General features: G+C 72.8%; 12 protein-coding genes, 1 tRNA gene and 1 pseudogene. 1 reads left to right on the top strand and 13 read right to left on the bottom strand.

Translation table 11 applies throughout. From position 1 onward, the window contains the following. Positions 1 to 1,993, top strand: a pseudogene (locus ACZ4XX_RS05155) (PAS domain S-box protein); the annotation flags it as partial. A 45-nt stretch (positions 1,994 to 2,038) separates the two neighbouring features. Here ACZ4XX_RS05155 and ACZ4XX_RS05150 read toward each other — a convergent pair. The 13 genes from ACZ4XX_RS05150 to ACZ4XX_RS05090 all read right to left on the bottom strand — a co-directional run bounded on the left by ACZ4XX_RS05150 (position 2,039) and on the right by ACZ4XX_RS05090 (position 14,353). Then, positions 2,039 to 3,691 carry a long-chain fatty acid--CoA ligase gene (locus ACZ4XX_RS05150; RefSeq protein ID WP_468506589.1) on the bottom strand — a complete coding sequence of 551 codons (1,653 nt, stop codon included), beginning with the start codon at positions 3,689 to 3,691 and terminating at the stop codon, positions 2,039 to 2,041. Positions 3,692 to 3,847: 156 nt separating this feature from the next. Continuing rightward, positions 3,848 to 4,393 (bottom strand): SigE family RNA polymerase sigma factor, encoded by a 546-nt coding sequence (locus tag ACZ4XX_RS05145; RefSeq protein WP_073908966.1) that lies wholly within the window; start codon positions 4,391 to 4,393, stop codon positions 3,848 to 3,850. A 125-nt stretch (positions 4,394 to 4,518) separates the two neighbouring features. Beyond that, a complete protein-coding gene (locus ACZ4XX_RS05140; protein WP_468506588.1) occupies positions 4,519 to 5,529 on the bottom strand; it encodes a DUF1906 domain-containing protein in 1,011 nt (336 codons plus the stop codon). A 271-nt stretch (positions 5,530 to 5,800) separates the two neighbouring features. After that, positions 5,801 to 6,967 (bottom strand): lipid-transfer protein, encoded by a 1,167-nt coding sequence (locus ACZ4XX_RS05135; RefSeq protein ID WP_468506587.1) that lies wholly within the window; start codon positions 6,965 to 6,967, stop codon positions 5,801 to 5,803. Then, positions 6,964 to 7,371, bottom strand: a complete 408-nt coding sequence (locus ACZ4XX_RS05130; RefSeq protein ID WP_468506586.1) for a MaoC family dehydratase — start codon at positions 7,369 to 7,371, stop codon at positions 6,964 to 6,966. The genes ACZ4XX_RS05135 and ACZ4XX_RS05130 overlap by 4 nt, the downstream gene beginning before the upstream one ends. Further along, positions 7,368 to 8,396 carry an acyl-CoA dehydrogenase family protein gene (locus tag ACZ4XX_RS05125; protein WP_468506585.1) on the bottom strand — a complete coding sequence of 343 codons (1,029 nt, stop codon included), beginning with the start codon at positions 8,394 to 8,396 and terminating at the stop codon, positions 7,368 to 7,370. Before ACZ4XX_RS05125 ends, ACZ4XX_RS05130 begins: the two co-directional genes overlap by 4 nt. A 1-nt stretch (position 8,397) precedes the next feature. Then, positions 8,398 to 9,471: a bifunctional MaoC family dehydratase N-terminal/OB-fold nucleic acid binding domain-containing protein gene (locus tag ACZ4XX_RS05120; RefSeq protein ID WP_468506584.1), complete on the bottom strand. Its 1,074-nt coding sequence runs from the start codon at positions 9,469 to 9,471 to the stop codon at positions 8,398 to 8,400. After that, positions 9,468 to 10,634 (bottom strand): acyl-CoA dehydrogenase family protein, encoded by a 1,167-nt coding sequence (locus tag ACZ4XX_RS05115; protein ID WP_468506583.1) that lies wholly within the window; start codon positions 10,632 to 10,634, stop codon positions 9,468 to 9,470. Before ACZ4XX_RS05115 ends, ACZ4XX_RS05120 begins: the two co-directional genes overlap by 4 nt. 199 nt (positions 10,635 to 10,833) lie before the next feature. Next, positions 10,834 to 11,139 (bottom strand): hypothetical protein, encoded by a 306-nt coding sequence (locus tag ACZ4XX_RS05110; protein WP_073908951.1) that lies wholly within the window; start codon positions 11,137 to 11,139, stop codon positions 10,834 to 10,836. Positions 11,140 to 11,553: 414 nt separating this feature from the next. Then, positions 11,554 to 12,078 carry an O-acetyl-ADP-ribose deacetylase gene (locus ACZ4XX_RS05105; protein WP_468506582.1) on the bottom strand — a complete coding sequence of 175 codons (525 nt, stop codon included), beginning with the start codon at positions 12,076 to 12,078 and terminating at the stop codon, positions 11,554 to 11,556. Between the two features lie 133 nt (positions 12,079 to 12,211). After that, a complete protein-coding gene (locus ACZ4XX_RS05100; protein ID WP_468506581.1) occupies positions 12,212 to 12,421 on the bottom strand; it encodes an antitoxin in 210 nt (69 codons plus the stop codon). 333 nt (positions 12,422 to 12,754) lie between these two features. After that, positions 12,755 to 12,841, bottom strand: a tRNA-Ser gene (locus ACZ4XX_RS05095). A gap of 48 nt (positions 12,842 to 12,889) precedes the next feature. Further along, complete coding sequence (locus tag ACZ4XX_RS05090) at positions 12,890 to 14,353, bottom strand: S1C family serine protease (protein WP_468506580.1); 1,464 nt, start codon at positions 14,351 to 14,353, stop codon at positions 12,890 to 12,892. Between the last annotated feature and the right edge of the window lie 178 nt (positions 14,354 to 14,531).

The following is a 14,531-nucleotide window of genomic DNA, read 5'->3' as shown; positions in this document are numbered from 1 at the left end:
GCGACCACGATCGCAACGCAAGCGCAAACCAATCCCCCACCCCCCCCCCCGACGATCCCCCCCCCCCCCCCCCCTCTCCCCCCCCCCCCCCCCCCCCTCCCCCCCCCCCCCCCCCCCCCGCCCCCCCCCCCCCCCCCCCCGCGGCCGGCCGGCCGAGGGGTCCGTCGTGACCGCCGCCGAGGGCGCGCAGGGACGGGCCGCGCTCGGCGCCGCCGTACCGCCGCAGGGCGTCGCGGTCGAGCCCTCGGGGGCTCCGTCGGCTCCCGCGTTCGCCCGCGCCCTTCCCGCCGTGGCCTCCGCCGAGGTCGCGCCCGAGGCACAGCCGAGCGGGCGCCGTCGGCGTGCGCTCGCCGCCGCGCAGGAGCGGGCGGCGGCGGCCGAGGCAGGGCCCCGGACGCCGTTCGCGCTCCCGCCCGCCGATGCCGACCGTCCCGCCGAGCCGGACGCGGCACCGTTCGCGGGGCCGAGTGCCCCCGCTCCCGTCGCCGGGCCGCTGCCGGTCTCCGACGAGGGACAGCACGAGGCCGTACGGGGTGTCCCCGGCACCGGGCACACGCCTCCGCAGCCCCATCCGCACGGACAGCCGCCGACCGGGCGTCGCCGGGCCGTCACGCCCCCGCCGCCCGAGCCGGAGTCTCCGCCGTCCCTGCCTTCCCTGCCGTCCCTTCCGCAGGTCCAGACCCCGGCACAGGCGATCTCCCCCGTGCAGGACGAGCCTCGGAACAGCACCCGTTCCGGATCCGGTACCGGCTCGTCCGGCACCACGTCGTCCGGGACCGGCCCGTCCGGGACCGGCACCGGTTCCGTACCGCTGCCGCCCGAGTTGCCCATGCCGAAGGACTCGACCCAGGGGCGGGCGTTCAGCGTGCGCACCCTCGGGCAGGGCGTTCCCTTCGTCCCTCCGCCCGCCCCGGCGGCCCCGGCCGTCTCTCCCGCCCCGGCGGCCCCCACGGCCCCCGGGACGCCCTCCCACGGCGCCGGCGGCACGGGCGGCTCCAACGGCTCCGGGCGGCGGCGCAGGCTCGCCACCCCTCCGGAGGCCGACCCGCCGGTCCCGGCCGCGCTCCCCGTACCGGCGCACGGCGATGCCAGGCCGCATCCGCAGGCGGACTCCCCGTCGCAGGCGCCGTCCCGCGCGCCCGAGGGCCGCGCGTACGCCATAGGAGCGCCCGCCGAGGGCTCCGACGAGGGCCCCGAGCCGCTCGACGGTCCCGGTGGCGCCGTCGAGGTCGCCAACCGGCCCGCTCCGCGCCCCGTCGACGACGAACTCCCCCCGGAGCCCCTCGACAACCCGCGCCGGCTGCTCGTCTGGCCCGCCCCCGACGTCTCCACCCAGCAGGCGCTGAGCGACCGGGGCTACCGGCCGGTGATCGTGCACTCCCGCGAGGAGGTCGACGCCCAGATCGCCGCCTTCCCGGCCGCGCTCTTCGTCGACCCGCTGACCGGGCCCATCACCCGTACCGCGCTCCAGTCGCTGCGCCAGGCGGCCGTCGCCGCCGAGGTGCCCGTGCTCCTCGCGGCCGGGCTCGGACAGGCGACCCGGGAAGCGGCGTACGGCGCCGATCCGGCCGTGCTCCTCAAGGCGCTCGCCCCGCGCGACAGCGAGCAGCACCCGTCCCGCGTCCTCCTGATCGAGGAGAACGAGGACATCGCGGAGGCGCTCGCGGCCACCCTGGAGCGGCGCGGGATGCAGGTCGCGCGGGCGGCCACGGACACCGAGGCGGTCACGCTCGCCACCCGGACGCAGCCGAACCTGGTGGTGATGGACCTGATGCAGGTGCGCCGCCGCCGGGCCGGGATCATCGACTGGCTGCGGGCGAACGGGCACCTCAACCGCACCCCGCTCGTCGTCTACACCTCGGCCGACCTCGTCGAGGAGGAGCTGCCGAAGCTGTCCTCCGGCGAGACGGTCCTCTTCCTCGCCGAGCGCTCGAACAGCGCCGAGGTCCAGGCCCGGATCGTCGACCTGCTCGCGAAGATCGGCACCAACTAGAACGGGGAGGGCAGCTGCCCTCCCCGTTCCGTCCCGCCTCGGTGACTAAAGCTCCGTCACGTCCAGCTCGCCCTCCGCGTACTGCCTGCGGATGACCTTCTTGTCGAACTTGCCGACGCTCGTCTTCGGCACCGCCGGCACGATCGCCCAGCGCTCCGGGAGCTGCCACTTGGCGATGCCGCCCTCGTCGGCGAGGAAGGCCTTCAGCGTCTCGTAGTCCGCCGTGGCACCGTCCTTGAGGACGACGGTCGCCAGCGGGCGCTCGCCCCACTTCTCGTCCGGCACGGCCACGACGGCGGCCTCGGCGACCGCCGGGTGCGCCATGATCGCGTTCTCCAGCTCGACGCTGGAGATCCACTCGCCGCCGGACTTGATGACGTCCTTGGCGCGGTCGGTGAGGGTGAGGAAGCCGTCGGGGCTGATCACGCCGACGTCGCCGGTCTTGAGCCAGCCGTCCTCGCTGAACTTGTCCGCCGGGCGGATGGCCTCGGCGTCGATGCCGCCGAAGTACGAGCCCGCGATCCAGGTGCCGCGCACCTCCAGTTCGCCGGCGGACTCGCCGTCCCAGGGCAGGTGTTCGCCGGCCGGGCCGACCAGGCGGGCCTCGACGCCGGCCGGGAAGCGGCCCTGCGTGACGCGGTACGGCCACTCCTCCTCGGCGGTGAGGCCGTGCGGCGGGTGGGCCATCGTGCCCAGCGGGGAGGTCTCGGTCATGCCCCAGGCGTGACAGAGCCGGACACCGAGCCGGTCGTACGCCTCCATGAGGGCGGGCGGGCAGGCCGCGCCACCGATGGTGACCTGGGACATCGAGGAGAGGTCACGGGGGTTCGCGGTGACCTCGGCGAGCAGGCCCTGCCAGATGGTGGGGACGGCGGCCGCGTGGGTCGGCTTCTCGCGCTCGATCATCTCGGCGAGCGGGGCCGGCTGGAGGAAACGGTCCGGCATGAGCATGTTGATGCCGGTCATGAAGGTGGCGTGCGGCAGGCCCCAGGCGTTGACGTGGAACTGCGGGACGACGACCAGGGTCGTGTCCTTGGCGGTGAGGCCCATCGACTCGGCCATGTTCACCTGCATCGAGTGCAGGTAGATCGAACGGTGCGAGTAGACGACACCCTTGGGGTCGCCGGTGGTGCCGGAGGTGTAGCACATGGCGGCGGCCGAACGCTCGTCCAGCTCGGGCCAGTCGTACGTGGTCGGGCGGCCCGCGATCAGCTCCTCGTAGTCGTGCACGCGGGGGGCCGCGCCGTCCAGGACGGAACGGTCGCCGGGGCCCGCGACCACGATGTGCTCGATCGTCGGCAGGTGCGGCAGCAGCGGGGCGAGGAGGGGGAGCAGCGAGCCGTTCACGAGGACGACCCGGTCGGCGGCGTGGTTGACGATCCACACCAGCTGCTCGGGGGGAAGACGGAGGTTGAGGGTGTGCAGGACGGCGCCCATGGAGGGAATCGCGAAGTACGCCTCGACGTGCTCCGAGTTGTTCCACATGAGGGTCGCGACCCTCTGATCGCCGGTGACCCCGAGTTCGTCGCGCAGGGCGTTGGCCAGCTGGTGCGCGCGTGCTCCGGCCTCCGCGAACGTGCGGCGCTGCGGCTCGGGCTCGCCCGTCCAGGTGGTGATGATCGACTTTCCGTGAATCGTCATTCCGTGCTTGAGAATGCGGCTCACGGTCAGCTGTACGTCCTGCATGGTGCTGTACACGGGGCGTCCTCCCGGTGGGCGCTACGTGGCAGAAAGGGTGTGGCGATTCTGCGCACGTACCGCTCGGTATGTCACTACCCGAGAGTACGGAAAATGCCAGTGATCGCTGGCACGAGTGACCCATTGCACCGATTGGGACCGTTTTCCGCATGCCTTCTAGCGCACGGGAGTCAGCTCCGGGTCCTCGCGGAGCTTGCCGAGCGCCCTCGACACCGCGCTCTTCACGGTGCCGACGGACACCCCGAGGACCTCGGCGGTCTGGGCCTCGCTGAGGTCCTCGTAGTACCTGAGGACCACCATCTGGCGCTGACGCTCGGGCAGCTTCAGCACCGCGCGCCACATCGCGTCGTGCAGCACCTGACGCTCGGCCGGGTCCGGTTCCGGCACACCGGACGGCTCCGGCAGCTCGTCGCAGGCGAACTCGTCGACCTTGCGCTTGCGCCACTGCGACGTGCGGGTGTTCAGCAGCGCGCGGCGGACGTAGCCGTCCAGGGCACGGTGGTCCTCGATGCGCTCCCACGCGACGAACGTCTTGGCCAGCGCGGTCTGCAGCAGGTCCTCGGCGTCGCAGGGGTTGGCGGTCAGGGAGCGCGCGGTGCGCAGGAGTACGGGCCCACGCGCCCGTACGTACGACGAGAAGGTCGAGTACGACGCGTACTGCGAGGCACCGGCGCAGACGGGGCCAGAGGGTGGCGGAGTCATGACTCCACGCTATGAGGGGAGGGGCGCCCGGCGGATCGGCCCCAGGTCCCGACCCGCTGTCCGCCTCAGGTTGTAGGGGTGAGGACGGCCCGACCTCCTCTGGGTGGAGAGCCCTCGGGGCGGCCTCAGGGTCGGGGGACGGGGTACGCCCCGTTCCCCGCCCGGTCCGGAGCCCCGCCCGAGGCAGGAACGCCGGCCGAGGCAGGAACCCCGGCCGAGGCAGGAACCCCGGCCGAGGCGGGCAGCCCGGCGTCGCGGGCGGCCGTGGGGGCGACGCGGGCGACGGGCGCGTCCATCGCGTTCCGGTCGATGGCCATACGGCGGCCGCCGTACGCCTCGGTGACATTGCCCGCGTACTGGTGGATCCGGGCATGCGGCGTCCAAGCCTCCGGATGCAGCACCGACTCCGTGTACAGCGCGGGCCGCCCCAGCCAGCGCGCGAACCACATCACGGCCGGGAGGTCCGGCGTTCCCGCCCGGCGCGCCGCCTCGATGTCCCGCACCCCCGTGTCCGCACTGCTGTAGTACCCGGGCACGTAGCCGAGGCGGCTCACCTCCCGGTTCCAGGCGCGGACGAACGAGAGGGTGGTCGCGGCACAGCCCGCGTCATCCTGCTGGTACGCCTCGATGTCGAGGTAGAGCGGGCTGCTCGCGTCCAGCCCCAGAGCCTGCGCGGCCCGTACCGCCTCGCCTCCCTCACGGGTGCCCTGGCTCACGGGGCTGCTGCCGATGGCGAACGGCCGCTTGGCGGCGGCGTTCACGCACGGCGCCTGCGACCCGACGAACAGCGGCAGCAGCCGCCAGCCCATCGCATCGACGGAGGCGACCCAGGCGGGGTTCAGCTCCTGCTGGGTGGGGCAGCCGCGCCCCCGTCCGCCGAAGTAGATCCCGACGGCCCCGTACGGCGAACTCCGCCAGGCCTTCATCACCGCGAGGGACGGCGCCTCACAGGTGTCGAAGGCCTGCCCGACGTAGTGCACGAGGTCGGCGGCACCGGCGGGGCTGCCTGGCGCCGGGCCAGGAGCAGCGGGGGCAGCGGCGGGAGCCGACACCGGAGCACGGCCTGGAGCGACGGACGGTGCGGGGACGCTCACCAGGGTCGCCCCGGCCAGCGCCGCCACGACGGCCCCGACCACGATCCGCACCCGGGTCCGCGCCCGGGTCCGGCGCCGGGTTCCGAGGTGGGACCGGCCCCCGGGAGGCGGTGCCGACGGCGGGCGGGTCGCCGACGGACTCGGGGGCGGGGTCAGGGGCGGGTACGGGGTCGGGTTCGGGCTCGTCCGCGGGGCCGGCGAAGCTGCGCGTGCGGGTTCGGGTTCGGGCGTGGGCTTCGGTCGCGGTGCGTGTGTGCTCATGGCGCGAGTGAAGATCCGCCCGCCCCGCGCGGCCACCGCAGGGGCCGTCGCCTCAGCCGTCCGTGCCCAGGATCAACCCGGACGTGGGAACCCCCGTCCCCGCCGTGACCAGGGTCCGCTCCGCTCCGGGTATCTGGTTCACCGAGGTCCCGCGCAGCTGTCGTACCGCCTCCGCTATGCCGTTCATGCCGTGCAGATAGGCCTCGCCGAGCTGTCCCCCGTGCGTGTTCAGCGGAAGGGCGTCCGCCGCGACGAAGTCGGCCGCCTCCCCCGCACCGCAGAAGCCGAACTCCTCCAACTGCATGAGCACGAACGGGGTGAAGTGGTCGTAGAGGATGCCCACGTCGATCTCGCCCGGTGCGAGGCCCGAGGTCCGCCAGAGCTGCCGGGCCACCACCCCCATCTCCGGAAGCCCCGTCAGCTCGTCCCGGTAGAAACTGGTCATCGCCTCCTGCTTCCAGCCGGCGCCCTGAGCCGCCGCCAGGATCACGGCCGGCGGACGCCGCAGGTCGCGGGCGCGTTCGACGGAGGTGACGACGATCGCCTGACCGCCGTCGGTCTCCTGGCAGCAGTCGAGGAGCCGGAGCGGTTCGACGATCCAGCGCGAGGCGGCGTGGTCGGCGAGGGTGATCGGCTTCCCGTGGAAGTACGCGGCGGGGTTACGGGCGGCGTGGCGCCGGTCGGTGACGGCCACATGGCCGAACGCGTCCGGGGTCAGCCCGTACGTGTGCAGATACCGCTGGGCGATCATCGCGACCCAGGAGGCCGGGGTGAGCAGCCCGAAGGGCAGCTGCCAGCCGAGCGCGACACCCTCGGCGGAGGGCTCGCGCTGCTGGACTCCGGAGCCGAAGCGGCGCCCCGAGCGCTCGTTGAACGCCCGGTAGCAGACGACGACCTCCGCGACCCCGGTGGCGACGGCGAGCGCGGCCTGCTGCACGGTGGCGCAGGCGGCCCCGCCGCCGTAGTGCACGCGGGAGAAGAAGGACAGCTCACCGATGCCGGACGCCTGGGCGACGGTGATCTCGGGGTTGGTGTCCATGGTGAAGGTGACCATGCCGTCGACGTCGGCGGGCGCGAGCCCGGCGTCGTCGAGGGCCGCGCGCACCGCCTCGACGGCGAGCGACAGTTCGCTGCGGCCCGAGTCCTTGGAGAACGCGGTGGCCCCGATGCCCACCACGGCCGCCCGGCCGCCGAGGCCGTCCCGGGTGCGGAGGCTCATCGCGGCACCTCCACGGTGACCGTCCCCGTGACATGGTGCCCGAGCCCGTTCGCACCGACGACCCGGACCTGCGCGGTGTCCCCGTCGACCTCGGTGACCGTGCCGGTCAGCACCATGGTGTCGCCCGGGTGGTTGGGGGCGCCGAGCCGGATGGCGACCCCGCGGAGGACCGCGCGGGGGCCGAAGTGGTCGGTGATGTACCGGCCGACCAGGCCGTTGGTCGTGAGGATGTTCATGAAGATGTCCGGGGAACCCTTCTCCCGGGCCAGTTCGGCGTCGTGGTGCACGTCCTGGTAGTCGCGGGAGGCGACCGCCCCGGCGACGATCAGGGTGCGGGTGATCGGGATCGTGAGCGGCGGCAGCTCGTCCCCGGGCGCGACGAAGGTCTCGGTGCCGGGCTTCATGACAGGTCTCCTTCAGCGAGCAGGTCGCCGAGTTCGGCGAGGAGTTCGGTACCGCAGCCGAGATGGGCGTCGAGCTGCCTGCCCCACAGGAAGTGCCGGTGCACGGGGTGGTCGAGGTCCGCGCCCGTGCCGCCGTGCAGATGCTGCCCGGCGTGCACGACCCGTTTCCCCGCCTCGGAGGCCCACCATGCGGCGGTCAGGGCCGCCCCGCGGGCGTCCAGGTCCTCGTCGTGCCGCCAGGCGGCCTCGTAGGCGGTGACCCGGATGGTCTCGGTGTCCATGTGGGCGTCGGCGGCCCGCAGCTGCACGGCCTGGTGGGTGGAGAGCGGGCGGCCGAACTGCTCCCGTACACAGGTGTACTCCACGGCCCTGGCGAGCGACCCGGCACAGACCCCGGCCTGCAGCCCGGCGAAGGCGACCCGGGCGGCGGAGAGCACGTCCGCGTAGGCGGCGGCCTCGCCGAGCCGCTCCCCCGGCGCCCCGTCGAGGACGAGCCGGCCCGCGGACCAGGGTGCGGTGAGCTCGACGGGATCGACGCGGGCCGCGTCCGCGGTGCGGACCAGCCAGAGGGCACGGTCCGCGTCGGGGACGAGGACATGGGTGGCGTCCCTGAGCCACGGCACCCAGTCCACGGCCCCGCTGAGCCGCCCCTCGCGCGAGACGACCGACCCGGACGCGGGGAAGGCCCCGGTCACCACCGTCGTACCGTCGCGGAGGCCGGGCAGCAGCCGGACGCGCTGCTCGTCCGAACCGTGCCGGGCGACGGCGAGGATCCCGTACACACAGGTCGCGGCGAACGGCACCTGGGCCGTCACGCGTCCCTGCTCCTCCAGGAGGAGGACCAGGCCGAGCAGTCCGGTCTCCTCGACGGAGCCGGGCAGCCCGGCGGCACAGAGGGCCTTCCAGAGCTCGGCGTCGCTGCCGGTGCCGGCCGCCCTGAGCCGCTCGTGGGTGGCGAGGTCGGCGAAGATCCGGGCGGCCAGCTCTCGGGCCGCCTCCTGCTCCTCGGTGGGGGTGAAGTCCATGTCAGTCCTCCCCTCCCGCGCGGAAGACGGGAAGCTCCAGCTCCTCGTCGACCCGCAGGAACTCCAGCCGCACCGGCATCCCGATCCGCACCTTGTCGTACGGCACCCCCACCACGTCGCTGATCATCCGTACGCCCTCGGCGAGTTCGACGAGACCGACCGCGTACGGCGGGTCGAAGGCCGGGAAGGACGGGTGGTGCATCACCACGTACGAGTAGACCGTCCCGGCTCCGCTCGCCTCGACCGTGTCCCACTCCGGCGAACCGCAGTCGGCGCACCCCGGCAGCCAGGGGAAACGGAGGGCGGCGCAGTCGCCGCAGCGCTGGATGAGCAGCCGGTGCGCGGCCACTCCCTCCCAGAATCCGGCGTTGTCCCGGTTGACCACGGGCCGGGGCCGCCGGGCTTTCGGCTGCGTGCCTTCGGGCTGCTTCCCCCCGAACGCCTTCCCCTCGGACGGTTTCCCCTCGGTCCGCCCTTCCTCCGGCCGCCCTCCCTCGGTCCGCCTCGCCTCCGGCTGCTTCGTATCGGGCCCGGCGGGGGGCTCCGGCCTGCGCGGTCGTGTGGCGGGCGCGTACTTGAGGATGCGGAAGCGGTGGGTGCCGGCCGTCTGTCCGCCGACGCGGACGTCGGTCCGGGTGGTGACGAAGTGCCCCGACCCCAGCTTGGTGGTCTTGAGCTCCGACACGGACTCGATGACCGTGTCGAAGGTGATCTCGTCGCCGGGCCGCAGCGGCCGCAGGTACTCCTGCTCGCAGTCGGTCGCGACCACCGACGTGTATCCGGCCAGGTCGAGGAGGGCGAACAGCTCCTCGTGGGCGGAGGAGCGGTCCGTGTGCCCCGAGAGACCGCCCATCGTCCAGGCCTGGAGCATCGTCGGCGGAGCGACGGCGTCGGGCCCCCGGTAGGCGGGATGGTCGTCCCCCATGGCCTCGCACCAGTGCCGGATCATGGGCAGGTTGACCGGGTCCTTGCCGGTGCCGGCCGTGGCGGCGGACCGCCCCGCGAACCCCGCGAGCCGCTCGTACAGCCCGTCCGGCGACGGGTCCGGCCCGCCCTGGCTCCCTGTGAGGGTCATCGTCGGCCCCTCCCCTTCATGCCGAGCCGCATCCTCGCGACGATCTCGCGCTGCACCTCGCTCACCCCTCCCCCGAAGGTGTTGATCTGCGCGGCCCGGTTCATGCGCTCCAGCTCACCGCCGTCGAACTCCCCCGGCGATCCCGCTCGCACCGTCCCCGACCCACCCGCGATCTCCTGACATATTCGATACACCTCCACCGCCGATTCGGTTCCCACGAACTTCACGCCGCTCGCGTCCCCCGGGGTCAGCCGGCCGGCCCCCACATCTCCCACCAAACGCCAGTTCAGCAGGCGTGTCGCGGCCAGCCGGGCGTGAGCTTCGGCGGCCCGGATCCGCACCCACGGCTCGTCAATGCGGCGCCTGCCCGTCACCGGATCGGGGGTACGGGCCCGGTCGAGCACGGCGGCGAAGAAGTCCTCCGCCTGCATGCCGATCGCGGCGAGCGCGACCCGCTCGTGGTTGAGCTGGTTGGTGATGAGCCCCCAGCCCCCGTGCTCGGGCCCGACGAGGTTCCCGGCGGGGACGCGTATCCCGTCGTAATAGGTCGCCGTGGTCGTCAGTCCGCCCACGGTCGCGATCGGGGTCCAGGAGAAGCCGGGCGCGTCGGTGGGGACGAGGACGATCGAGATGCCCTTGTGCGGGGGCGCGTCGGCATCGGTGCGGCAGGCGAGCCAGATCCAGTCGGCGTTCTGGGCGTTGGAGGTGAAGATCTTCTGGCCGTCGATCAGCCAGGACTCCCCGTCGCGGACCGCGCGCGTCCGGAGGGAGGCGAGGTCCGTACCGGCCTCGGGCTCGCTGTACCCGATGGCGAAGACGATCTCGCCGCGCAGGATCCGGGGCAGGAAGAAGGCCTTCTGCTCCTCGGTTCCGTAGGCCATGAGGGTGGGGCCGACGGTGTTGAGCGTGACCATCGAGACGGGGGCGCCCGCGCGGTACGCCTCGTCGAAGAAGACGAACTGCTCGTCGGGACCGCGGCCCTGACCGCCGTACTCCTCGGGCCAGCCGAGGCCGAGGAGCCCGTCGGAGCCGATCCGGCGGAGCAGCCGGCGCTGGGCCTCGGTGTCGGTGGCGGGGGGCGGGCCTTCGGGCATCAGGTCCCGGAAGTACGCGCGTAGTTCGGCGCGCAGCCGTAGCTGCCGCTCGGTCGGGGCGAGGTGCACGGCGACGGCCTCCCGTGGAACGACTGAGGTTTCTGACTGTCCGTCAGATTCAGGACCTCTGTCAAGGTCGACGACCGACCGCGCACACCCGGGGGCATACGCGGGACGGCCCGCACGCCGGTACCGAAGTACCGGCGCACAGGCCGTCGTTCACACCGCGCTCACGCCCCCCGTCGGGCCGGCTGCCGTGCTGGGGTGGTCACCACCACGGGTTGAAGTTGACCACCGCGTTGTTCTGGGCGATGTGGGTGAAGGCAGAGCCGTTCACGCTGGCCGTGTTGTTCTGGTTGGAGGCACCGGAACCGGTCGCCACCTGCTGCGTCGTGGTCGAGTTGCCGAAGTTGTCCCCGCCCACGCCGCTGCCGACGATCGTGGCGACGCTCGTGTTCGATCCGTCGTCCGCGAAACCGCCGTTGTCGGCCTGGGCCACCCCCGTGAAGAGCGCGGCGGCGAGGGGCAGGGCGGCGGCGGCGGCGAGGATGCGGGCGGTACGGATGCTTGCCATGTCTGTTCCTCCGGGAACTGAAATCTGGTGCTGTGCACGGAACTGCTCTGAAGAACTGCTCTGAAGTGCGCTGAAGCGCTCTGAAGTACGGCCATTTCCAAGGCAGTTGGCCGACCGCCCCGGTCGTTCGTGCTCGACGTCGCGAATCCAGAGTTGCCCACCGAATCCCCGGCGAACCACCCCGGAGCGCCCGATTCCCCCGCAAGCGTGAGGACAAGCAGATAAACCCGGCGGTACCGAGCAAAGGCCCAGCTCACCCGGGGGAATGGGATTCAGGACAGCGGCAGTCCGTACGTCACAAGGGAGGAAGCGTTCCGGCAGATTTTCCGCCAATCTCCCTGCCGGAAGATCACGACGGCGCGCCCCCGGCAGGCGAAGACCGAACGGGCGGGCAGAAGGGAAAGAAGGTTCGACCTACGGAGCGTCCCGCTCCCCCGCGGCCGCCTCGAAGGCCGCGTAGGCCGTGGCGTCGAAGAGGACGAAGCGGATTTCCTCCACCTCGGTGGGAGTGGCCCGTACCGTCCGCACGGCGATCGTGGCGCCGTCGTCGACCGGCCAGCCGTAGATCCCGGTGGAGATGGCGGGGAACGCGACGGTACGGTCCCCCAACTCGTCCGCGATCCGCAGGGATTCGCGGTAGCAGGAGGCCAGCAGCTCCGAACGGTCCTCGTCGCGCGACCAGACCGGTCCGACCGTGTGGATCACGTGCCGGGCCGGCAACCGCCCCGCCGTGGTCGCCACGGCCTGCCCGGTGGCCAGCCCCTTGCCGTAGTGCGAGCGGCGCAGGTCCTGACAGGCGGCGAGGATCTCCGGACCGCCCCTGCGGTGAATGGCGCCGTCGACCCCGCCGCCGCCCAGCAGCGAGGAGTTCGCGGCATTCACGATCGCGTCGGCGGCCTCGGCGGTGATGTCCCCCTGAACGAGCACGATCCGCACCACGACAACACTCCTTCGTCCGGTCCCCCACCCTGCCGACGCCCATGAAACCCGAGGAACCGAGCCCGCCGCATCCCGAAAAGGGCGCCCCGGATGCGTATCCGGGGCGCCCCTGACGTTCGCTTCGCGCCTCGCGCTACTGCTGGGGCGGGGGCTGGGGCGGAGAGTCGGGCTGCTGACCCGTGCCTCCCATTTGCTCCCTGAGCTTCTCCTGGGCTGTGTCGACCTGGCCGCTGTACTTGCCCTGCGTCCTCCCGTCGACGTAGTCGCCGGCCTTGTCGACGCCCTTGGAGGCCTGATCCTCGTGGCCCTTCAGCATTCCCTTGAGCTTGTCGAACACAGACATCCTGGCCCTCCTAGCCGCTGTTCCAGCCCCTCCAGCATCACGGCACCACCCGGGTCCCGCATCCGCAGAGGCCCCCGGGACACCCCCGCAGGGCCCCGGGAACACCCCCAGGGACACCCAAGGGGCAACCGGGAGGCCCGGCCCCATGGGAATTCCCCTCCCACCCGGCGAAGGCTCTGACAGACGGAACGGCACCGGGCGTCCAGGGCGTTCGCCCTGTCCGATCCCACGGGAACCTGCGGGGAACCACGGTGCCGGAACCACGGTGCCGGACGGGCAGCACGAACGAGAACGGCCCCCGACCGATCTACCTGGTCAGGGGCCGTTCACCTGCGGTGGGTGTGGGATTTGAACCCACGGTGACATCGCTGCCACGACGGTTTTCAAGACCGTTCCCTTAGGCCGCTCGGGCAACCCACCCCGCGCCGAAGGTGTGTCCACGTGCGGCGCGGGGGACAGCCTAGCCGGTCAGCTGTCGCCGGTGCGTTCGCCGAGGGTGACCGTGGCCGTGGAGGTCTTGCCGTCGCGCTCGTAGGTGATCTTGACCTGGTCGCCCGGCTTGTGGGTCCAGATCTCACTGATCAGCGAGGGACCGCTGTCGATCTGGTGGTCTCCGAAGCCCGTGATCACGTCACCGGCCTTCAGGCCCGCCTTCGCCGCCGGGCCGTCGGGGGTCACCGAGGGGGTGCCGCCCGAGCCCTGGGAGGCGATCGTCGCGCCCTCGCCCTGCTCCTGCATGTTCACCGTCGCGCCGATCACCGGGTACACCGGCTTGCCCGTCCTGATCAGCTGCTGGGCCACGTTCTTCGCCTGGTTCACCGGGATCGCGAAGCCCAGGCCGATCGAGCCCGCCTGGGACTGGCCGAAGCCGCTACCGGTGGACTGGATGGCCGAGTTGATGCCGATGACCGCGCCGCTCGCGTCGAGCAGCGGGCCGCCCGAGTTGCCCGGGTTGATCGACGCGTCCGTCTGCAGCGCGCTCATGTACGAGTTGCTGCCGCCCGAACCGTCGCCCGACGCGACCGGGCGGTTCTTGGCGCTGACGATGCCCGTCGTCACCGTGTTCGACAGGCCGAAGGGCGCGCCGATCGCGATCGTCGAGTCGCCGACCGCCACCTTGTCGGAGTCGCCCAGCGCCAGCGGCTTCAGTCCCTTCGGCGCGTTCGTGAGCTTCAGTACGGCCACGTCGTAGCCCTCGGCCCGGCCGACGACCTCCGCGTCGTACGACTTGCCGTCCGGGAACGTCACGGAGAGCGTGCCGCCGTCCGCCGCCGACGCCACCACGTGGTTGTTGGTGACGATGTGGCCCTCCTGGTCGTACACGAAGCCCGTGCCCGTGCCGCCCTCGCCCTCTCCCTGCGAACCGCCCGACTTCGCCTGGATGGTGACCACGCTCGGCAGCGCCTTCGCGGCGACCGCGGCGACCGTCCCGGGCTCGCGCTTGAAGGACGCCGGCGCCTCGCCAGAGGAGACCGTCGTGGAGCTGACGCCCTCGTCACCGCGCTGGGCGGCCCAGTAGCCGATGCCGCCGCCGATGCCACCGGCGACGAGCGCCGCGACCAGGACGGCCGCCACCAGGCCGCCGGTCCGTCGGCGCGGTGCCGCGGGGGCGGGCGGCGCGGGCGGGAGCGGGGCACCCCAGGCCGGCACGGTCGGCGGGGGCGGCGGCCAGCCGGCTCCCGCGGCGGCCGGGGTGGGCGTGGTCGCGGTCGGCTCCGGCGCGGGGGCGGGTGCCGGGGTCGAGGCCGGGGTCGCTTCCGGAACCGGGGTCTGCGCGACCGTCGGGGCGTCCGTCGACTCGGGGGCCGGCGCCGACGCCGAGGGAGTCGTCGGAGGCGTCGGAGGCGTCGGAGGCGTCGGAGGGGCGGACGGAGTGGACGGGGCAGCCGGGTGGTCCGCCGGTACCGCCGTGCCCTCGTTCTCGGTGCTCACAGCTCGCTCTCCTCGTTGACTGCGCGGGGTGGGGTGGGTGGTACCTACTGGTCACCTACTGGGTCCAGGGTGCTGCACCAGCTTTTCCCACAGGACGTCAGGCCGCTGTAAGGCGGAGCTGTGCGTTCACCCCCCTACCTTTATATACAGACAGAACGGACACCTTCCGGTGTGCCTG

Source organism: Streptomyces sp. NPDC029956 (genome assembly GCF_055574655.1).
The sequence above is the reverse complement of the archived record's forward strand: the minus strand, read 5'-3'. Positions and strand labels throughout refer to the sequence as shown.